Origin of the sequence: Streptomyces sp. NPDC051173 (genome assembly GCF_040689515.1) — a bacterium.
Lineage (GTDB): Bacteria > Actinomycetota > Actinomycetes > Streptomycetales > Streptomycetaceae > Streptomyces.
This window is the reverse complement of the sequence record NZ_JBFBBD010000003.1, coordinates 1-19,576: the sequence shown is the minus strand read 5'-3', so window position 1 is coordinate 19,576 and position 19,576 is coordinate 1. Positions and strand designations below refer to the sequence as shown.

18 protein-coding genes are annotated in these 19,576 nt (G+C 72.3%); 12 read left to right on the top strand and 6 right to left on the bottom strand.

Annotated features, from left to right (window positions below):
* Positions 1 to 20: 20 nt before the first annotated feature.
* Complete coding sequence (locus AB0435_RS02925; protein WP_366002503.1) at positions 21 to 1,328, bottom strand: erythromycin esterase family protein; 1,308 nt, start codon at positions 1,326 to 1,328, stop codon at positions 21 to 23.
* A gap of 435 nt (positions 1,329 to 1,763) precedes the next feature.
* Between AB0435_RS02925 and AB0435_RS02920 the strand changes: the two genes are divergently transcribed.
* On the top strand, positions 1,764 to 3,473 hold the full coding sequence (locus tag AB0435_RS02920) for an enoyl-CoA hydratase-related protein (RefSeq protein WP_366002504.1): 1,710 nt from the start codon (positions 1,764 to 1,766) through the stop codon (positions 3,471 to 3,473).
* Here the strand turns inward: AB0435_RS02920 and AB0435_RS02915 are convergent.
* A complete protein-coding gene (locus AB0435_RS02915; protein ID WP_366426053.1) occupies positions 3,457 to 4,323 on the bottom strand; it encodes a hypothetical protein in 867 nt (288 codons plus the stop codon). The genes AB0435_RS02920 and AB0435_RS02915 overlap by 17 nt on opposite strands.
* A 408-nt stretch (positions 4,324 to 4,731) precedes the next feature.
* Here AB0435_RS02915 and AB0435_RS02910 point away from each other — a divergent pair, with 408 nt between their 5' ends.
* The 6 genes from AB0435_RS02910 (at position 4,732) to AB0435_RS02885 (ending at position 10,277) form a co-directional block, all read left to right on the top strand.
* The gene (locus AB0435_RS02910; protein WP_366002506.1) at positions 4,732 to 5,688 is read left to right on the top strand and encodes a carbohydrate-binding protein; all 957 of its coding nucleotides are present in this window, start codon (positions 4,732 to 4,734) and stop codon (positions 5,686 to 5,688) included.
* Between the two features lie 238 nt (positions 5,689 to 5,926).
* Positions 5,927 to 6,202, top strand: coding sequence for a hypothetical protein (locus AB0435_RS02905; RefSeq protein WP_366002507.1), 276 nt, complete (start codon positions 5,927 to 5,929; stop codon positions 6,200 to 6,202).
* Between the two features lie 151 nt (positions 6,203 to 6,353).
* Positions 6,354 to 7,706, top strand: coding sequence for a glutamine synthetase family protein (locus AB0435_RS02900; RefSeq protein ID WP_366426052.1), 1,353 nt, complete (start codon positions 6,354 to 6,356; stop codon positions 7,704 to 7,706).
* Between the two features lie 18 nt (positions 7,707 to 7,724).
* Positions 7,725 to 8,864 carry an amidohydrolase family protein gene (locus tag AB0435_RS02895; protein ID WP_366002509.1) on the top strand — a complete coding sequence of 380 codons (1,140 nt, stop codon included), beginning with the start codon at positions 7,725 to 7,727 and terminating at the stop codon, positions 8,862 to 8,864.
* 31 nt (positions 8,865 to 8,895) lie between these two features.
* On the top strand, positions 8,896 to 9,312 hold the full coding sequence (locus AB0435_RS02890; protein WP_366002510.1) for a RidA family protein: 417 nt from the start codon (positions 8,896 to 8,898) through the stop codon (positions 9,310 to 9,312).
* 71 nt (positions 9,313 to 9,383) lie between these two features.
* On the top strand, positions 9,384 to 10,277 hold the full coding sequence (locus tag AB0435_RS02885) for a TIGR03619 family F420-dependent LLM class oxidoreductase (protein ID WP_366002512.1): 894 nt from the start codon (positions 9,384 to 9,386) through the stop codon (positions 10,275 to 10,277).
* Between the two features lie 67 nt (positions 10,278 to 10,344).
* On the opposite strand, the gene AB0435_RS02880 is transcribed toward AB0435_RS02885, so the two are convergent.
* A complete protein-coding gene (locus tag AB0435_RS02880; protein ID WP_366426051.1) occupies positions 10,345 to 11,046 on the bottom strand; it encodes a nucleotidyltransferase domain-containing protein in 702 nt (233 codons plus the stop codon).
* A 114-nt stretch (positions 11,047 to 11,160) separates the two neighbouring features.
* On the opposite strand from AB0435_RS02880, the gene AB0435_RS02875 reads away from it, so the two are divergent.
* Complete coding sequence (locus tag AB0435_RS02875) at positions 11,161 to 11,613, top strand: VOC family protein (protein WP_366426050.1); 453 nt, start codon at positions 11,161 to 11,163, stop codon at positions 11,611 to 11,613.
* A 94-nt stretch (positions 11,614 to 11,707) separates the two neighbouring features.
* On the opposite strand, the gene AB0435_RS02870 is transcribed toward AB0435_RS02875, so the two are convergent.
* The 3 genes from AB0435_RS02870 to AB0435_RS02860 form a co-directional block, all read right to left on the bottom strand.
* On the bottom strand, positions 11,708 to 12,526 hold the full coding sequence (locus AB0435_RS02870) for a polysaccharide deacetylase family protein (protein ID WP_366426049.1): 819 nt from the start codon (positions 12,524 to 12,526) through the stop codon (positions 11,708 to 11,710).
* Positions 12,527 to 12,604: 78 nt separating this feature from the next.
* Entirely contained in the window at positions 12,605 to 13,588 is a 984-nt protein-coding gene (locus tag AB0435_RS02865) for a peptidase (protein ID WP_366426048.1), read from the bottom strand.
* Positions 13,589 to 13,827: 239 nt separating this feature from the next.
* Complete coding sequence (locus AB0435_RS02860) at positions 13,828 to 14,394, bottom strand: GNAT family protein (RefSeq protein WP_366002519.1); 567 nt, start codon at positions 14,392 to 14,394, stop codon at positions 13,828 to 13,830.
* A 348-nt stretch (positions 14,395 to 14,742) separates the two neighbouring features.
* Here AB0435_RS02860 and AB0435_RS02855 point away from each other — a divergent pair, with 348 nt between their 5' ends.
* The 4 genes from AB0435_RS02855 to AB0435_RS02840 form a co-directional block, all read left to right on the top strand.
* Positions 14,743 to 15,573: a G1 family glutamic endopeptidase gene (locus tag AB0435_RS02855; protein ID WP_366002520.1), complete on the top strand. Its 831-nt coding sequence runs from the start codon at positions 14,743 to 14,745 to the stop codon at positions 15,571 to 15,573.
* A 102-nt stretch (positions 15,574 to 15,675) separates the two neighbouring features.
* Positions 15,676 to 17,586 carry an ABC transporter ATP-binding protein gene (locus AB0435_RS02850; RefSeq protein ID WP_366426047.1) on the top strand — a complete coding sequence of 637 codons (1,911 nt, stop codon included), beginning with the start codon at positions 15,676 to 15,678 and terminating at the stop codon, positions 17,584 to 17,586.
* Between the two features lie 120 nt (positions 17,587 to 17,706).
* Positions 17,707 to 19,035 carry a glycoside hydrolase family 6 protein gene (locus tag AB0435_RS02845; RefSeq protein WP_366002522.1) on the top strand — a complete coding sequence of 443 codons (1,329 nt, stop codon included), beginning with the start codon at positions 17,707 to 17,709 and terminating at the stop codon, positions 19,033 to 19,035.
* Positions 19,036 to 19,146: 111 nt separating this feature from the next.
* Positions 19,147 to 19,576, top strand: a 430-nt coding sequence (locus tag AB0435_RS02840; protein ID WP_366426046.1) for a hypothetical protein, incomplete at its 3' end; no start/stop codon positions are given.

The window sequence follows — 19,576 nt, the reverse complement described above, 5'->3', positions numbered from 1 at the left end:
ATCAGGGGCGGGGCCGCGTGTCAGAAGTCCTCGTCCTCGGTCACCGTGGACGTCGGGACGTGCAGCATCCCGTCGAAGGCGTCGAGCACGGGGGTGTGGACGTAGGCCCCCTGGATGCGGATCCGGTCGGGGCCACCGAAACCGGAACCAGAACCGGAAGGCGCCCTGGGCGCGCCGCGGAGGCCGACGGCGCTCAGCCCCGTCCCGGCGGCGTCGAAGGCGGCCTCGACGCTCCCCGGCTCAGGCGGCTCCAGCCTCAGGTTCTCGACGGTGAAGCCGAAGCGGGCCTTCTCGTCGAGGTGCATCTCCGCCGTGTGGCCGGCGGTGCTGGTCATGCCGAGGGCGAAGTAGTCGTCGCCGAGGGCCCGTTGCAGGTGGTGGCCCATCGGCAGGCCGGTGAGGTTCCCGCCGAAGGAGACGGGTGTCCGCTGGATGTGCCCGTTGTGGGCGGCGAGGACGACGCGGGTGCCGGGGTCCGCGTGGTCCAGGTGCCAGAGCACGGACCCGGCCATGAACACCTCGCGGGCCGAGGTGTCGGCGGGCAGGCCGCTCCCGGCGAAGAGGCCGGCCATGGCGCGGAAGGTGTAGTCGGCGTGACAGGCCGCTTCGACCCGCCGCAGGGCGACGTCGTAGGCGTACTGCCCGCTGCGGTCGACGTAGAGCGGCTCGAGTGAGCGGAAGCGGGTGAGCAGCCGCATCGTCGCCGCCGTCAGGGCGTCCTGGTCGGCGGTGTCCAGCCGGGCCCAGGCGGGCGCGGCCAGCGCGCCCGAGGTGGTGGCGAGGCGCCCCGCGAGCGCGGTCGCGGCCTCGACGAGCGGCAGGAGGTCGGGGTCGGTCTCCCGGAGATAGTCGGTGAGCGGCTCCAGGGCGGGCAGCAGCGAGCCGCCCGCGGCGGGGATGTCGACCCCGGCGAACCGCACGGGCCGGGCCGCGGTGCGGTTGTGGTGACGCAGCCAGTGCAGCGGCTCGGTGAGCCCCACGGGGATCGCCGCGTCGAGGTGCCGCGCGAGGCCGTCGTCCGTGCCGGCGCCCTGGGCCCACGCGTCGAGCGCGAAGCCCTCGCTGAATCCGTATTCGAAGGCGAGGACGGTGAACCCGCAGCGCTCGACGAGGAAGCGCAGAAGGCGTTGCCGGGCGCGTGCGAACTCCTGGATGAAGTGGGAGTTCTCGCCGAGGGCGACGACCCGGGCGGTGCCGAGCACCTCGCGCAGCGGCTCCAGGTCGTCCAGCGGCGCGTCGGGGTCGAGGCCGGTGAGGGGGACAGCGTGCTCACGGAGCCAGTCGGCGAAGGGGTCCTGGCCGGTGGGGTGGGAAGGCGGTGCGGTCATCTGGCAGCTCGATTCTCGGTGCTCAGGAGCGGAAGAGGTCATCGGCGCGGGAGCGCGGGCGACGCAGGGCGGCACGGCAGTGGAGCTTCCAGCTCTCACCGCGGGCCGGCGACTCCCGAGGAGCGCGTCAGAGAAAGAAAAAGAAGAGGCTTCCCACTGGCATACGGCCGAGTGTAGGCAGACAGGCGGCCGGTGATCGAATGTTTTTCCGCAGCGTGCCGTCCGGCTCCGGAGCGCCGTCGTCCGGGTGACATACCGGACGCGTCTCGGGCGCGGCGCGGCCCGTACGCATCAAACTCTCATCCTGCTGCCCCCATCCGCCTCGACAGGCCCAGCCGCCACACGACTTCGTCCCGCTCCGGCCCGTCCCCGGCCGGGCCCCGGGCCGCACGCCTTGAGAATTCGGCCCGTCGCGAGATCTGCCCGGAGGTCGCCATGAACATCCTGCTGCTCGCCGACGCGCTCAACAGCCTCACCCAGCGCGTCTACGCCGAGCTGCGCGACCACGGGCACACGGTGGCGGTGGAGCGGCTCCCCCGCCGGGGCGACGCCGCCGGGATCGTGGGCCGCCACTCCCCCGATCTGATCATCGCGCCGATGCTCACCACGGTCATCCCGCGTGAGGTGTGGTCCGCGTACCCCTGCCTGGTCGTCCGTCCGGGCCCGGTGGGCGACCGGGGGCCGTCCGCGCTGGACTGGGCGGTCCACGAGGGCGTACGGAAGTGGGCCGTCACCGTCTTCCAGGCCGAGGCCGAACTGGACGCCGGGGACGTGTGGGCCACCGTCCCGTGTGCCGTACCGGCGGTGGCCAAGAGCGATCTGTACCGCAACGAGATCGCCGACGCGGCGCTCGCCGCGGTGCTGCTCGCGGTGCGGCGCTTCACCGCGGGCACCTACCTCCCCGTGCGGCAGGGCGGGATCGACGGGGCGGAGGGGGTGCCGGTGCGGACGCGCCCGTACTTCCGGCAGGAGCTGCGGCGCGTCGACTGGGAGGCGGACTCCACCGAAACGGTCCTGCGCAAGCTGCGCGCCGCCGACTCCCGGCCGGGCGTGCTGGACACCTTGCTCGGTCGCGAGTGGTATCTCCACGGCGGCCACGCCGAGGACCGGCTGACGGGACCTCCGGGCGAGCTGCTGGCCACCCGGGCGGGGGCCGTCTGCCGGGCGACCGCCGACGGCGCGGTGTGGATCCCGCGGCTCCGCCGGCGGCGGCTGCCGGGGGAACCGGCCGCGGTCAAGCTGCCCGCGACCCTGGCGCTGGGCGACCTGCTGCCGCGGCTTCCGGAGGCGAAGGCCCCGCTGGACCTGAGCGGTCACCGCAGCACCTGGACCGACATCCGCTACAGCGAGGAAGGGCGGGCCGGTTTCCTGTGGTTCTCCTTCCCCGGTGGCGCGATGAGCACGACCCAGTGCCGCCGGCTGCTCGCCGCCTACCGCTACGCCCGTTCCCGCCCGGTGTCCGTGCTGGTCCTGTGCGGGGGCCGCGGCTTCTTCTCCCACGGGATCCACCTGAACGTCATCGAGGCCGCCGCCGACCCGGCCGAGGAGTCCTGGGCGAACGTCAACGCGCTCGACGACCTGGTCCAGGCCGTCCTCACCACCACCGACCGGCTGGTGGTCGCGGCACTGGGCGGCGACGCCTCCGCGGGCGGGGCGATGCTGGCCCTGGCCGCGGACGAGGTGTGGTGCAGGACCGGGGTGGTGCTCAACGCGCACTACCGGCTGATGGGCCTGCACGGCTCCGAGTTCTGGACGTACTCCCTGCCGCGCCGCGCCGGCGCCGAGATGACGGAGCGGCTCATGGAGGAGGCCGCGCCGTACAGCGCGGCCGCCGGGGCGCGCATCGGGCTGGTCGACCGGCTGGTCGACGCCGTGCCCGCGGAGTTCGGGGCGCGGGTCACCGACCTGGCCGTCGACCTGGCCTCCTCCCCCGGCCTCCGGCCCCGGATCACCGCGAAGGCGGCGGAGCGGGAACGCGACGAGGCCGAACGGCCGCTGGCCGCCTACCGGGAGGAGGAACTGGCCCTGACGCGCGCCGTCTTCTTCGACCGGACCGCGCCCTACCACGCCCGGCGGCGCGCCTTCGTCAGGAAGGAACCACTGGCCGGGACCGGTGCCGAGGAGAGCGTCACAGCAGGCCGGTGAGGGGCAGCTCGACGACGTCGGCGGCGGGACGGGAGAGGTAGAGGTCGGCGTGGTAATAGCCGTCGGCCTCCTTGCCCGCCGTGCCGAGCCCGTGCGCCGCCAGCGCCTCGAACGCGGCGTGCTGCTCGGCGGGATCGGCGAAGCGGCGCTGCCGGAAGGTGCGGGCGGACAGCTTCTCGGTGACCAGGCCCACCCGGCCGAGCAGTTCGGCGATGGGTTCGTACGGCACCGTCCGCAGCACGAAGGCGGCCACCCACGGCGGGCTGGACATGGCGGCGAGGAGCCTGGCGAAGGTCTGGGTGAAGACGTAGCCGATGCCACCGGTGACGGTGACGAGATCGGTTCCCGCCAGCACCTCGCGCAGGGCCGGACTGGGGTCGGCGGTCTCGAGGTTCTCCGCGAAGGCGTGGTCGAGGAGGCCGGTGGCGCGGGCGTACGCGACGGCCCGGGGTGCCGCGTCGATGCCCGTCACGGTCACGGGCGCGGGCCGGCGCCGGGTGGCGAAGAAGGCCCGGTCCTCGGTCAGCAGGTGCGGGACCGGGGCCCCGGCGGGGCGCGCGGTGTAGCGGGCGTAGAGGTCGTCGAGGGTGACCTGGTGGTTGAGCAGGGCGGCGTTGATGCCGTACGAGCAGCACACGTCCACCACCGCCGGTGGCGCGTGGCCGGCGCGGCGGGTCCGCAGCGTCTCCGTCAGTGTCCGGAAGACGACCTGGCCGTGGTGGGGGATCTGGTACGCGAGGGGGCCCAGGGTGGTGAAGTAGGCGCTGGGGTCCGGGCAGTCGTAGATTTCGCCGAAGTCGGCCTTGCCCCACTCCGGACTCGCAGTCGTGAAATCCGTCTCCGCTGTCATCGGTGACTCCCAGAGGTCGGTACCACGGGAAGGGTTCGGCAGTCATCCAGGATAGGGCGGCAACCGCAGGTCGCGCGCGGGTGCCGAGGTCCACTTCCGGGTGAACAGGAGGGCGCCGCCGGGGGCGTGGCGTCGCCTTTCAGGGCGTGCGGGGAGGCGTACTCGGGGGAGGCGGCGCGGCAGCGAAGGGCGCCGCTCCCCGGCGCGTTCCGGCCACGTGCCGCCGTGAGGCCGCCGTCGGCGTACGGACCGGTGGCGCACCCCCGGGGCCCGGGGAACGGCCGTTGCTCTTGACACTTCAGTGATTGTCATGGACATTCTCACCGCCTGGTCCGGACCAGCCCACCGCCGGTGCCGGACCCCGCGCTCCCGCCCCCCGCCGCATCCGTCCGGTCCCGGAGGAGCCCCATGAAGAGATACCGCACCTGTCTGGCCGCGGCCCTGCTGACCGCGTGCGCCGCGCTGGGGACCACCGTCTCCGCCGCCGCACACCCCACGGACCGGGCCGCCTCCGGCGCGGCGGCGCGCACGCCGTCGCCCGACGCGCCGCACCGCGGGACCGTCACCCTCGCCCGCCGGCCCGCCGACTCCCCCGCCCCCGGCCGCGACCGGGCCGTACGCGCCTTCGCCGAGGGCCGCCGCGAACAGGCCGCCCAGCGGTCCCGGATATCCGGCCGGCGGCCGAAGGACGCCGATGTCACCCACAACTGGTGGGGCGTCTTCCCCCAACCGGGCACCCACGACGGCATCATGGCCACCCACAGCGTCGACCCGGCCTACCACGTGTCGGCCGCCGACAACTTCACCTACGCGCCCACGACCAAGGCGCAGAACTCCTGCATGGAGATGGTCACCGCCTACTGGAACTCCGGCGACGAGCTCTGGGCCTGGGACTGGTGCTCCAGCCCCGGCGGCCCCGCCAAGACGCTCGCCATCGACGCGAACTTCCTCGCGACGTACACCACCACGACGACCGGGCACCCCGCGTACACCGTGCAGATGGTCCAGGACGACCCGTCGAGCAACCAGTGGTCCGCGTACCTCTACAACTACCGCACATCCGGCTGGGACCTGCTCTACCGGCAGTCCGGCCGCGACCAGAGCGGCCTCGACCACGGCTGGGACATGTTCGAGATCTACGCGAGCACCGACCCCTCGACCGGCACCGGCTACTACTGCACCGAGGCCCGCGACACCGTCTTCGACAGCAGCACCGTGCAGTTGCGCAACGGCGGCGCCTGGAAACCCGCCCGCCCCGCGGACTCGCCGTGGACCGAGGACAACCCGCAGGGGCGCGACTTCCTCTGCCCGGCACTGCGCTTCCTCCAGGCGGGCGCGAACGACCACTGGACCGTACGCCAGTAGCCGCCGGTTTCAGGGGGTTTGAAGAGGCGCCAGGTGAAGTCGTGGGCATCGTGGCCCCGTTGAACGTGAACGGGCACCTCTCGTGACATCCCGTCAAAACTGCGTCCCGCGGCCACCAGTGGACCAACACGCATCGTTACCCCGCACCGGTCGCACTTACACGCAGCGTCACCGATGCGGGGGAGACATCCCGCGATAACCCCACTCACCCGCGGACGGTTCCCCGACAGTGGAACGCATGAGCTTGACGACCGCAGGAAAGACCCCCGGACCTGTCCGGTTCTATCTGGCGTGCGACCACCGCGGCTGCGACGCCCGCACCACCTTCGATCTCGTCATCTCCGACCCCGGCCCGTCACGCGACGACGACCTGTGGGGATACCTCCTCCACCACGCCCACACCGCGACCCCCCACATCAAGGAACTCGGCTGGGCCTACGTCCACGGCGACGGCTACTGGTGCCCCGAGTGCTCCGCCCCCGCTCACCATCCCCTGCCCGGCCCCGCAGCCTGAACCGCCCGGCGTCCACGGCGGCCGACGGCGGTGGACGTGCGATCCATGCGATCTAATAGCCACCACAAGGCGACGTCCCACCCCCGGAGGGGCCCGGCGGCTCCGGCCGGGGGTGGCGTCGTCCGGAGCCGCGGGCCACGAGGAGCAGCTCATGGACAGCACCGAACGTGAACAGGCAGGATCCCAGGCCCGGCAGCACGCCGCCCGGCTGACCGCGAAGGACATCCACGGCGTCGCCCTGACCTGGGTCGACAACGCGGGCATGACCCGCGTCAAGGCCGTACCCACCGCCCGTCTCGCCCACACCGCCCAGTGGGGCGTGGGCATGTCCCCCGTCTTCGACGTCTTCCTCTCCGACGACTCCACCGTCGACAGCGCCCACATCGGCGGCCCCGTCGGCGACCTGCGCCTGGTCCCCGACCTCGACCGCCTCACCGTCCTGGCCGCGCAGCCCGGCTGGGCCTGGGCGCCCGTCGACCGCTACGAGCAGGACGGCACTCCGTACGCCGCCTGCCAGCGGCAGTTCGCGCGACGGATGACCGCCCGCGCGGCCGAAGCGGGCTTCCGGCTGCTCATGGGCATCGAGACCGAATGGACCGTCACCGCCCGGGCCGACGACGGCGCGGTGCCGGACGCGGCCGAAGGCCCGGCCTACGGCATGACGCGCCTGGTCGGGCTCTCCGGCTATCTGCGCGACGTCCTCGAAGCCCTCGCCGCCCAGGACGTCGAGGTGCTCCAGATCCATCCGGAGTACACGACCGGCCAGTTCGAGGTCTCCGTCGCCCCCGCCGAGCCGGTGCGCACGGCGGACCTCACGGTCCTGGTCCGCGAGACCGTCCGCGCGGTCTCGCTCCACCACGGCCTCACCGCCTCCTTCGCACCCGCCACCGCGGCGGGCAGCGTCGGCAACGGCGCCCACCTCCACCTCAGCCTGTGGCAGGACGGCAGGAACCTCTGCCGCGGCGTGGACGGACCGCACGGCATGAGCCGCGCCTGCGAGGCGTTCCTCGCAGGCACCCTCGACGAACTGCCCGCCCTGCTGGCCATCGGCGCGCCGCTCCCCGCGAGCTATCTGCGGCTGCGGCCCCACCAGTGGGCGGGCCCGTACCAGTGCTGGGGCGTGGAGAACCGCGAGGCCGCCCTCCGCTTCGTCCCCGGCCCGCCGCTCAGCCCCGACGCCGCCAACGCCGAGCTCAAGTGCTTCGACGCCGCCGCCAACCCCTATCTCCTCGTCGGTGCCGTCATCGCCGCCGGACTCCAGGGCCTGGACCGCGGCCTCACCCTCCCGCCTCCCGTCGACGGCAACCCCGCCGGCACCGGCACCACCCGCCTGCCCGACTCGCTCACCGCCGCGATCGAGCGCTTCGCCGGCTCGGAACTCCTCCGTACGGCACTGGGCGAGCCCCTCTTCGCGTCCCTCCTCGCCGTCCGGCGGGGCGAGGCGGCCCTGGCCCACGACCGGTCCCCGCAGGCGCTCGCCGCCGCGCTCCGGCACCGCTACTGAAGCGCCGGGGAGAGGCCGATGACCACCCACGAAGAACCGATGGCCCCACCGGTCGCCTTAGTGGACCAGCACTGTCACGGAGTGGCCCGGTCCCCGCTCACCGCCGGGCAGTTCACCGCCTACCTCACGGAGTCCCACGCCCCCGCGGCGCCCGGGACCACCTTCTTCGACACCCAGCTCGGCTTCGCGCTGCGCCGCTGGTGCCCGCCGCTGCTCGGCCTGCCCGCGCACTGCCCACCCGCCGACTACCTCGCCCGGCGCGCCGAACTCGGCCACGAGCGAACCCTCCGGCTGCTGCTGGGCGCGACCGGCATCACCGACCACCTGGTGGACACCGGCCTGTCCGCCGGGCTGACCACCTTGGACGAGCTGGCGACCGCCGCCGGAGCACGGGCCCACGAGATCGCCCGCCTGGAGACCCTCGCCGAGCACACCGCCGACACCACGGGCGGCTGCCGGGAATTCCTCGGCGCGCTGCACACCGCGGTGCAGGAGGCCGCCCGGACCGCCGTCGCGTTCAAATCGGTCGTCGCCTACCGCCACGGACTGGACTTCGACCCCGCCCGGCCGACCCCGGCGGAGGTGCGCCGGGCCACGGACCGCTGGCTGACCGCCCGCCGGCCCGGGGAGCGGCTGCGCGATCCGGTCCTGCTGCGCCACCTGCTGTGGACCGCCGCCGACGCCGCGCTCCCGCTCCAGCTCCACACCGGGTTCGGCGACCCCGACCTGCGCCTGCACCGCGGTGACCCACTGCTGCTCACCGACTTCGTCCAGGCCGTCGCGCCCACGGGGTGCCCGCTGGTGCTGCTGCACACCTATCCGTACCACCGCGGCGCCGCGTATCTCGCCCACGCCTTCCCCCACGTGTACACCGACATCGGCCTCACGATCCCGCACACGGGGGTCCGCGCCGAGGCGGTCCTGGCGGAGACGCTCGAACTCGCGCCGTTCGGCAAGCTGTTGTTCTCCACCGACGCGTACGGGCTGCCCGAGCTCTACGTCACCGCCACCCGCCTCTTCACCCGGGCCCTGGGCCGGCTGCTCGACGGCTGGGTGCGCGAGGGCGCCTGGTCGGCCGGTGACGCCCGGCGGGTCACGGGGATGATCACGGCCGGGAACGCGCGGCGGGTCTATCGCCTCGACCCGGAGATCGCGTGACACCGAGCCGGCGTTCCATGAAGATGGCGTCATGTCCCGACCCACTCACCTCACGCACATCCCCGCCCCCGACGGTGTCGCACCCGCCACGGGCTACACCCATGTGGTCTCCGGCACCGGGCGCTTCGTCGCGGTCTCGGGCCAGGTCGCCCTCGACGAGCGGGGCGAGCTCGTCGGCGCGGGCGACGCCGGCGCACAGGCCCGGCAGGTCTTCGAGAACCTGCGGCGCTGCCTCGCCGCGGCGGGGGCGACCTTCGACGACGTCGTGAAGCTCACCTACTTCGTCACCGACATCGCCCACATGCCCGCGATCCGCACCGCACGCGACGAGTTCATCGGCACCGGCCGCCTTCCGGCCAGCTCCGCGGTGCAGGTGGTGGCGCTGTTCCGGCCCGAACTGCTGCTGGAGGTCGAGGCGTTCGCGATCGTCGGGGATCAGCGCTCCTGACATCGTAAGGTGACACGCCTCACTCCAGGCACTCTTGGCGAAACCCCTCTCCTGGGGCGCACGATGACGTAATGCAGACAGGCATAGCGCTTCCCCAGTACGGAACCCATGCCCAGGCCGGTCGCATCGCGGCGTTCGCGAGGGACGCCGAAGCGGCCGGCTTCGACTCGCTGTGGGTCAGCGACCGGTCCCTGACACCCGTCGAGCCCAGCGACGTCTACCCGGTGACGGGCTTCACCCCGGAGAACCCCTACCCCCGCGAATACACCACCTTCCTCGACCCGCTCACCGTGCTGACCGCCGCCGCGACCGCGACCACGCGGGTGCGGCTGGGCACCAGCACGCTCAACGCGACGTGGTACCCACCGCTGTTGCTCGCCCGCACCCTCACCTCTCTCGACCAGCTCAGCGCGGGCCGCCTCGACGTGGGCCTGGGCCTGGGCTGGCTGCGCGACGAAGCGACGGCGGTGAACACGGACTTCACCAAGCGGGGCGCGCGCCTCGACGAGATCCTCGACATCCTCCACGGGATCTGGACCGAGAACCCCTTCGAACACGAGGGACCCAACTGGCGCATCCCCCGCGCCCACGTCGACCTGCGACCGGTGCAACGCCCCCACCCGCCCGTCCTGCTCGGCGGATTCTCACCCGCCGCGATGCGCCGGATCGGCCGCCGGGCCGACGGCTGGGCCGGCGTCACCATGCCTCCCGACCAGCGGGCCGCCCTGTGGGACGTAGCCCGGCGCGCAGCGGAGGACGCCGGCCGCGACCCGGCCGCACTCCGGCGGGAGATCCGCTACTTCCCGGAACCGGGCTCCACACCGGAAAACATCGCCAAGGCACTGACCGTGATCGCCGGCACCGGGGCGGACGGCTGCTTCTTCGACCTCCAGCGATCGGTGAAGAACCCTGCCGAGGCACTCGACTTGGGCATCGCGGCTCTGACCCGGTTCCGGGCGGGCTGAAGATTGCTGTTGCGGGGTGGGCGGGCCGTCGGCCCAGGCCTCGGCAGGCCGTTCAGCGTGTGCGTGGTCATGCGGAGCTGCTTCCGTCGGTCAGGGAGCGGTGGCGGACCGAGATCAGCCAGTTCTCCACGCGGGTGGTGTCGGGGTGTTCCGGGAGCGGGCTCTCTGCCAGGGCCCGGTCCAGACGTGCGGACAGTTCGGCGCGCCAGGCGCGGACCTCGTCCCAGGGCACTTCGCCACGGCGTACGGCCAGCAGGCGTTCGCGGTACGGGCCGGCGTCGATACGCATCGTGCCGCTCTCCAGCAGCGAAGCGCCGCTGAGCATCAGGCGGAGCATGTGCATCACGTGCTTCCAGCGCGGCTCGCCCTCGCGTGCCCGGCGGTTCTCCGCCTTGGCGAACTGGGCACTGGCATACCGCGCGAATGTGACATGCGCCCTGCGGGAGAGAAACGCCGGAGCCAGTTCCCGCAGTTCGTCGCCGAGCGCGGAGCACTCTTCGACGAGCGGGCTGTGCAGGACTTCGAGAATGTTGGGGTTGGCCAGGAGCGCGAGCTCGCAGAACCGCTCCACTTCCCAGCTGAATTGCTCGGGCAGCGGGCCTTCCACATGAGTGGGCGGTTTGGCCATGCGCCAGAAGTCGGTGGTCGGAGCGACGTAGACGCCACGGCGATCCACATCCGAGGCAGCCGTGGACAGCCCGAACGCACGCGATCCGACGACCACGGACAGGATCGCGTGCCGCTCGACCAAGTGCTGTGCTTCTGGCATGCGGCCCATTTTCATAAAACCGGCGACATTGGCCAAATGGTTTGCGGCCACCCCTCCCGGAGCGACAGGCACCCAGTCCCCTGGCCTCGCGGCGGCTGCCATATAAAGGGACGCATGGCACTGAATTGGAAGCTGGTCATCGACAGCACGAACGCGGCCGCCCTCGCGGACTTCTGGGCGGCGGCCCTGGAGTACGAGGTGGAGGACCCCAGCGCTGTCATCGAGCAGCTGCTGGCCGCCGGTCACCTCGACGAGGAGGCGGTCGTCGAGCACCGCGGCCGCAAGAACTTCCGCGGCTACGCCGCGATCCGCCACCCCGAGGACCCGTTCGACGGGACCAGCGGCGTCGGCCGCGGCCGACGGCTGCTCTTCCAGGACGTACCCGAGGGCAAAGCGGGCAAGAACCGTCTGCATCTCGACGTCCACAGCGAGCCCGGCGGTCTCGACGAGCTCGCCACCCGCCTCGAAGCCCTGGGTGCGACCCGCGTCCGCGAGGTCGACAAGGGCCCTGCCGGGCACTGGTGGATCATGCGGGACCCGGAGGGCAACGAATTCTGCGCGGCGTAGATCAGGCCGCGGCCTGCCCGGCGTGAGGGCCTGCGCCAGGGCCTCACGTACGGCGCGGTGCCCGTGGCGCTCCTGACGGCGACGGTACAGGCGTTCAGCAGGTCCGGCGCGGTGCACAACGAGCGGGCCCCAGCAGCAGAGCGCCGAGGCCGACGACCCGGTAGCCATGGGCCTGGATCGCGTCGATGATCCGCGGCAGCGCCTCCGCGTCGAGCGACGTGTGCTGCCCTTCGGCCACATCGGCGCCGACATGCATCTGGACGATCGCCCCCGGTGTCAGAGCGGCCACCACCCGGTCGACGACCCGCTGGACCGTCATTCCGCCGGCGTCACCCTTGTATCCCTGCGTGTCGACGGTGAACTCGACATCGGCGAAGCCGAGCGCGTTGACATCCGCGATCCCACGCGGGGTCGTCGCGCTGTAGGGGAAGCGGAAGAACGGCAGGGGCTCCTTCCCGGTCGCCTCGCGGATCGCGTGGTCCGCCCGGAACACCTGCTGCGCGACCCGCGCGGGGCTGAGGTCGTCGAAGTAGGGGTGGTCGTACGAGTGGTTGCCGATGCCGTGCTCCGCCGCCATCGCCCGTGCGGCCGCGGGCTGTTGCTCGGCGAACTGGCCGGTCAGGAAGAACATGGCCGGCACATGACGTTCGCGCAGCACCTTCAGGGCTGTGTCCACACCGGCGTCGTCCCACGCCGCGTTGAAGGTGAGGGCGACCTCGCGACGCGTGGTGCGCGCCCTCCGGTTCTCGGAACCGGAGAGGCTGTCGACCGTACGGGCCTCCGGCCGCGCGCTCATCGGCGTGCTCGCGGCCACTGTCGTCACGGGTCGTTGCTGCCCACCCACGAGGAGGGCCAGAGCGGTCAGGACGGTCAGGACGGTCAGGGAACCCGAAGCCACGGAAGTCAGTCGCATGCCCGGTCCAACGCGCGGGCCACTGCCGTGACACGGCCGCACATACGCCCTGTCCGCCCCGCCGCCGACTCGTCACGGTCAGGTGGTCTGCGCCTGTTCGTAGAGGGTTTTGATGTCGTCACCGAAGTACGGGCCGAACATCGTGTTGGGCAGGAAGGTGTAGCCGAAGCTGTTCACCGATGCCTGGAGCCCGGCGCCGGTGGCCTCGTCGAAGCTCGCGAACCACGGTCCGCCGCTGGATCCACCGGTCATGTTGCAGGACAGCCCGTGGTCCTTGGTGAGGAGGAAGTCCTTGGACGACGTCCCGCTGCAGTAGATGAGCTTGGTCCCGTCGTACGGGGCGGCCGCGGGGAAGCCGAAGGCGTAGAGGGACTGGTTGTAGGCGCCGTTGAACTGGAGGCCCTGGGCGCCGACGGCCTGGGTGAGGGTCTGGCCGTTCAGCGGGGCGACGACGGCGGCGCCGACGTCGTAGTTCATGTCCTCGCTGGCGACCCACTGGGGAGTGGACATCGTCTTGGACGCGGTCCAGGTGCCGTAGGGCGCCTGCCCGTCGTGGTAGCCGGGGACGAAGGTCCAGTTGGTGTGCCAGGCGCCCTGGTACTTGACGCAGTGTCCGGCGGTCAGGACGGTGCTGCCGTTCTTGCTGGTGACGGCGTCGCCGGAGCAGGAAGCGGTGCGGCCCTGGAAGGTGAAGAAGACCCGGCCGGTGGTCTTCAGCACGGCGCCGTCGCCGGTCCACGCCCCGCCGGCCTGCGGGAACCCCTTGGTGCGGGGGGCGGGGGCGGTGGGCGCGACGGTGGCGGGTGCGCTGCGGGACACCTGCCGCGCGAGGGTCCCGGGGGCGACGCCCGGCAGGTCGAGCGGAGTGGCCGTGCGCATCCTCTCGGGGGTCCAGAAGTCACGGACCTTCTGCTGCTCCGCGGCCGTGGCGGTGAGGGTGCGCGCCGTAGCGCTGCGGGCCGTTGCCGGGGCGGCGTGGGCGGCGGCGGTCGGGAGACCGGTGGCGAGCAGGGCACCGGTGGCCAGCAGGACTCCGGCGGTGGTGCGGTGGGGACGTCTCACGCGTACTCCTTCTGCCCTGGCCGCACGAGGGTTCGCGCGGGCGGTGGGGGCCGGACCGCGTGGGCCGCGGTCCGGGCAGACGAGCGGTGCGGATACGAGGTGCGTGAGGGAGGGTCCCACGGAAGCCTTGAATTGTCAGGAGCGCATCAAGAAGCGGCCGGATGCCGACCTCGGGAACCGGCCGACGGCCCCGCGCGCCGGACACACCGGAGATCCCGGCCCGCCCGGCGCTCCTTACGTCAGCTGCCCAGGGCCACACACATCGCGGACGGGCCCGGGAAGTCCTCGGGCAGAGCGTCCATCAGCAGGACGTCCACACTCTGCCCGAGCCAGTACCCGGACCTCCGCATGCGTCCGGCGAGACGGAAGCCGGCCTTCGCGAAGGCGGCGATCCCCGCCCGGTTCGGCTCGAGGACCCTGAGCCAGGCCGTGCTCAGCGCACCCAGGTGGAAACCCCAGTCGAGCGTGAGGCGGGTCGCCTCCTCGGCGAAGCGTTTGCCGCGCTGGGCGGGGGCGAGGACGATCGTGAACTCGGCCGCCCGCAGTCGCGGATCGACGCGCAGCGCGGTGATCCCGACGGGCTGTTTGTCCTTCAGGCGCACGATCTCGAACGTCGGGTGGTCCTGGTCGCCGAGCTGGCCTTCCCAGACCTCCTCACAGACCTCCCACGGTTGTGGGAAGCGGTTGCCGCGACCGAGGATGGTCGACGGGTCGTTCTCCCAGAAGTGGTATTCGGTCAGCGTCTCCTGACGGGGGATGCCGAGGGCGAGCCGTTCTCCGGTGAGGAGGAGATGCGGGCTGCTCATGTTGCTTCCTTCCACGCCGGACGCGACGGAGCGTCCGGCGTAATCGGGGACGTGGCGCGACGCTTCCGAGGTTCCGCCCACCGGGCGCCTCTTCCGTGTCGGCCGTCCCAGCCTGAAGGCCGGGCGCAGGCGGGACCCGATGTCCGCGGGACGACCACCCACACGTGTAGTGACGTGGAGGGGAAGGCTCCAGGACCGCCGTCCGGCCGACGCCGACGGTCCCCCGCATGAGGGATGTTCATCACTGTACGTATCGGAAATACTTCACACTGTAAGCAGTCGGGGTCACCGTCCTGCCGGGCGCCTTCCCTGGCCACCCGTTGACGGCACGGACGACAGGAGAGGCCGGTGACCGATCCGACCGAGCGGCGGCGCAGACGGCCGGCCCTGCGCAGAGCGATTCCCCGGGCCGTGCTCGCCGTGGTCGCGCTGGCCTGCGGGCTCGCCCTCGCGGCGCCGACGGCGCCACGGCAGCCCACCGCGGCCCAGGGCGGCGCCACGGCCGCCGCCCCCGCGCACACCGGGCCCGCCGGCTTCGATCCGTACCGCGGTCACGTCCGGCCGCGCGCGGGCAAGCGCCGCTCGCAGAACGGCTACAACTGGAGTGGTTACGTGGCCGGGGGCCAGCCCTTCGCGACGGCCTCGGCCACCTGGACCGTGCCGGACATCTCCTGTTCCTCGGCGAGCGACTCCGTCGCGGAGTGGGTGGGTCTCGACGGCTGGAGCAATGACACAGTCGAGCAGACCGGCGTCCAGGAGAGCTGCGAGACCGGCACCCCGACCTTCGACGACTGGTACGAGTTCTACCCCGAGCCCCCGGTGTACCTCCACGACCGCCTGAAACCCGGCGACGTCATCCACGCCACGGTGCACCACGTCTCCGGCATGTCCTACGAACTGACCCTGAACGACGAGACCCAGAACTGGACGAGGACGAAGAAGATCGACAACTGGACCGCGGCCGGCAACAGCGCGGAAGTGATCGTCGAGTCCAACCACCGGCTGTTCCCGAGGTTCCGCCAGATCGACTTCACCAAGGCCAGGTTCAACGGGGCGGCGCCCGGAGCGGTCGGCGCGACCAGCTTGTGGGCCAGCAGCAGAGGCCGGCAGCAGAACGAGGTGAGCGAGCTGGACGGACCCGGCCTCGACAGCTTCTCGGTCGCGTACCTCTCGGAATAGCCCTCCACCTTCGAGTGGTCATTCGGCCATTTATCAGTAATTCACCCGGGACGTACGGCATCGTGCGGTCGATCACCACGACTCGTACGTTCCGGGAGACCCATGACCTCCGAGACCGCTGAGACCCCCGAGAGACCTCACGAACAGTTAAAGTTCCGCTCGCGCACCCTGGCCGCCTTCAACAGGCGGCCTCTCACCGCCCAGGCGATGAGCAAACGCCTTCCCCAACTGGTGCGGAAGGCCCTGTCCCTGGCCTGGCGGGTGGACCGGCGCGCGGTGGTCGCACTGCTGGCCTGCCAGATCCTGTCCGGCGCGGCCGAGGCGTTCGGGCTGCTGGCCACCACGAAGACGATCACGGCGCTCATCGCCTCGGGCCGGATCTCCGGACGGCTGATGGACGCCCTGCCGTCCCTCGTCGCGCTGGCGAGCGCGGCCGGGCTGCGCGCGCTCCTCGGCATCGCCGTCAGCAACATCTCCAGTCGCCTCTCCCCGCGGATCGCCCGCGAGGCGGAGATGCAGATGCTCGACGCGGCGATCAACGCCGAGCTCGTGGCCTATGACAGCCCGGGGTTCAACGACAAGCGCGAGGCGGCGGACCGGGGCGCCGAGGTGGCCCGGGATCTGCTCACCGAGTCGCAGGACCTCATCGCCTGCATCGCGTCCCTGGTGGCCGCCGCCGGTGTGGTGACGCTGCTGCACCCGGTGCTGCTGCCGCTGCTCGTCCTGGCCACGCTGCCGCAGGGGATCGCCGGGGTGAAGGGGGCGCGCGTCCACTATCTGACCTCCCGCGCCCTGAGCGCCGACCGCCGGGTGCTGGGGCTGATGCGCTGGAACGTCACCGACCGGGATCACGCCGACCAGCTCCGCTCCTGCACCATGACCCCCTTCCTCCTCGGCCGCTACCGAGCCATCGGCGACCGCATCGACAGCGCCACCGACCGTGCCGTGCACCAGGGCGCGCGGTACGCACTGGCGGGCGCCGTGGCCGGAGGGGTCGCTTCCGGGATGGTGTGGGCGGCGCTCGCCCTGCTGCTGGAGTCGGGACACATGACGGTCGCCTCGGCGGGCACGGCCGTCTTCGCCCTGCGCACGGTCGGCTCGTCGCTGCGGGGCATGGTCGGCTACGGCACCCGGCTCTTCCGGACGGGGCTGTATCTGGACGACTGGGCGGAGTTCATCGAGGAGGCGGGCGGGCACCGGATGCGGCGCGGCTCGCGGGTCCCGGAAGCACCGCTGAGCGTCAAGGCGGAGGCGCTCACCTACTGCTACCCCGGCTCGGAGCGGCCGGCGCTGGAGAAGGTCACCCTGGAGGTGCGCCGCGGCGAGGTGCTGGCCCTGGTGGGCGAGAACGGCTCCGGGAAGACCACGCTCAGCAAGCTTCTGACGGGGCTTTATCTCCCCACCGACGGCAGTGTGACGTGGGACGGCAGGGAGACCTCCGAGCTGGATCCGCAGGCGATGTGGCAGCAGACCGCCGTCGTGCCCCAGGACTTCGCGCGCTGGCCCCTGTCCGCCCGGGAGAACATCACGCTCGGACAGCCGCGCGGCGCCGACGACGAGGCCGTGCTCCGGGCCGCCGGGCACGCGGGGGCGGACGAGGTCGTCCACGGGCTGCGCAGTGGACTCGACACCCTGCTGGCGCGGGAGTGGTACGGCGGGGTCGACCTGTCCGGCGGGCAGTGGCAGCGCGTCGCCATCGCCCGCGCCTTCTACCGGCGGGCCGGACTGCTCGTCATGGACGAGCCCACCAGCGCCCTCGACGCGCGGGCGGAACACCGCATCTTCGCCGGGCTGCGGACGATCGCCGAGGACCGGGCCGTCGTCCTCGTCACGCACCGGCTGGCGAACGTGGCCGTCGCCGACCGCATCGTCGTCCTCGACCGCGGACAGATCATCCAGCAGGGCACGTTCGGCGAGCTCGTGGGCCGCCCCGGGCTCTTCCGCGAGCTGTGGGAGCTCCAGAACGACCGGGGTGTCAGGAGTGCCGAGGGGGTGGAGCGAGCGGAGCGGTGACGTACGGCGCGACCCACGCGGCCCGTTCGGCGCAGTCCGACGAGGTCTGACGGTGCGACACATGTCAGCCTGGAAGGGACATAAGCGACAGGTGCACCTGACACTCAGCCAGGGGGACGCGTGGGTAACCGATCCGGGAGACACACCGCCGGCTTCCTCGAGCGGCAGCGGCGGAGCGTCGCTCCACAGCACGGCGGGGGCGCCGGTGGTGGCGCCCGCCGCGACAGAGCCGCACGCCGGCACGCCGACCGGCTGCGGCGCCGGGCCGCCCGGACCTCGCACGGCCTGATGCGGGGCGGCGCCACCCTGCTGGTGTGCACGGGCATGGTGTGGCTGCCCGCCGCGGGCGAGCGGGCCCTGGCCGACGGCGTCGGCGACGAGGGCATCAAGGCCACGTCACCGTTCTGGGTCGAGCCTTCGGGTCCCGCCGCGCGACAGGTGCGGCTGTGGAGGGAGCGCGGCCGGGAACAGGACGCCGCTGTCCTGGAGCGCATCGCGGAACGGCCGACGGCCGTGTGGCTGACCGACCAGGACCCCAAGGCCCAGGCCGAGCAGGTCACCCGGCAGGCGGAACGCGCGGGGCGCATCCCGGTGCTGGTCGCCTACGACATCCCCCACCGGGACTGCGGTCAGTATTCCTCCGGTGGCGCCGCCGACGCGGCCCACTACCGCGCGTGGGCGACTCGCGCGGCGGCGGGGATCGGCACCCGGCAGGCATGGATCGTCCTCGAACCCGACGCCCTCGCCCAATGGGCCTCCGGCTGTGTGCCGGGTCCGGCCGCCGCCGAACGGCTGACGCTGCTGGCCGAGGCCGTACGGATCTTCAAGGCACAGCCCGGGGTCTCGGTCTACCTCGACGCAGGCAACCCCGGCTGGATCGCGGACGAGAAGCACCTGGCCGACGCGCTCCGGCGGGCCGGGGTCGCCCGCGCCGACGGATTCGCGCTGAACGTCTCCAACTTCCACACCACACCGGTGACTCGCGCCTACGGTGACCGGCTGTCCGCACTGTTGGGCGGTGCGCACTACGTCGTGGACACCAGCCGCAACGGCAACGGCCCACTGCCCGAGCACAAGGACCCCAAGGCTCCTGCCGGTCCGTCGCCGACACCTCCGCCCCCGCCCTCGGCGCCTCCCGCTCGAGGCCAAGCGGTCAGGAACGGCGTCGAGCCCGAGGAGGACGACGGCGTGTTCATGGCCGACGGCTGGGTCCGGAGCGTCATCAAACGTGCGGCGGGGAGAGCCGGGGACGAGCCGTGGTGCAACCCTCCCGGTCGCGCGCTGGGCACCGCGCCCACGACGGCGACCGGCAGCCCCCTCATCGACGCCTTCCTCTGGATCAAGCGCCCCGGCGAGTCGGACGGCTCGTGCAGGGGTGCCCCGCCGGCCGGACACTGGTGGGCCGATTACGCGCTCCAGCTCGCGGGCACGACGCCGACGGGCCACTGAGGGATTTCCCGTACGAGGCTCCGGCCCCGCACTTGATCGCTCGCGATGCCGTCGCGGCCGCTGCGGGCGGGTACCCCTTGAAACGCCGGACGGGCTTGAGAACACCGCACGTTGACCATCACGTGCGGCACCGGCCTCACCGACCGCAGTGACCTCCCGTCGCCACTGGAGTTCCTCGACCGCTACGGCGGGTTCGTCGAAGGTGTGCTGCTCACCGCCGACGGACACGGCGTCCCCGGCGACGACATCGCCTGGTGCGTGGTGATCTACCACCCGATGGGGATGCCGCTGGGCCGGATCGCGATCCCTGCGTCCCGGCGCCGCGCCACCTGGCGACGGCAGGTCAACAACCTCATTGCCGGGATCGCACTCAGCTGCTGGCACGAAACCACCGCCCTTCCGGCCCGGCTCACTGGAAAACCCCGCATCGGCGCGGCCAACACTGACTCGGGTGCCCTGCATGTCATCGACATCGACGCCACCTCGCCTCACCGTGGCCACGCCGATGGCGAGGAGAACGGCGCCGCCGTCCGGCCGCACC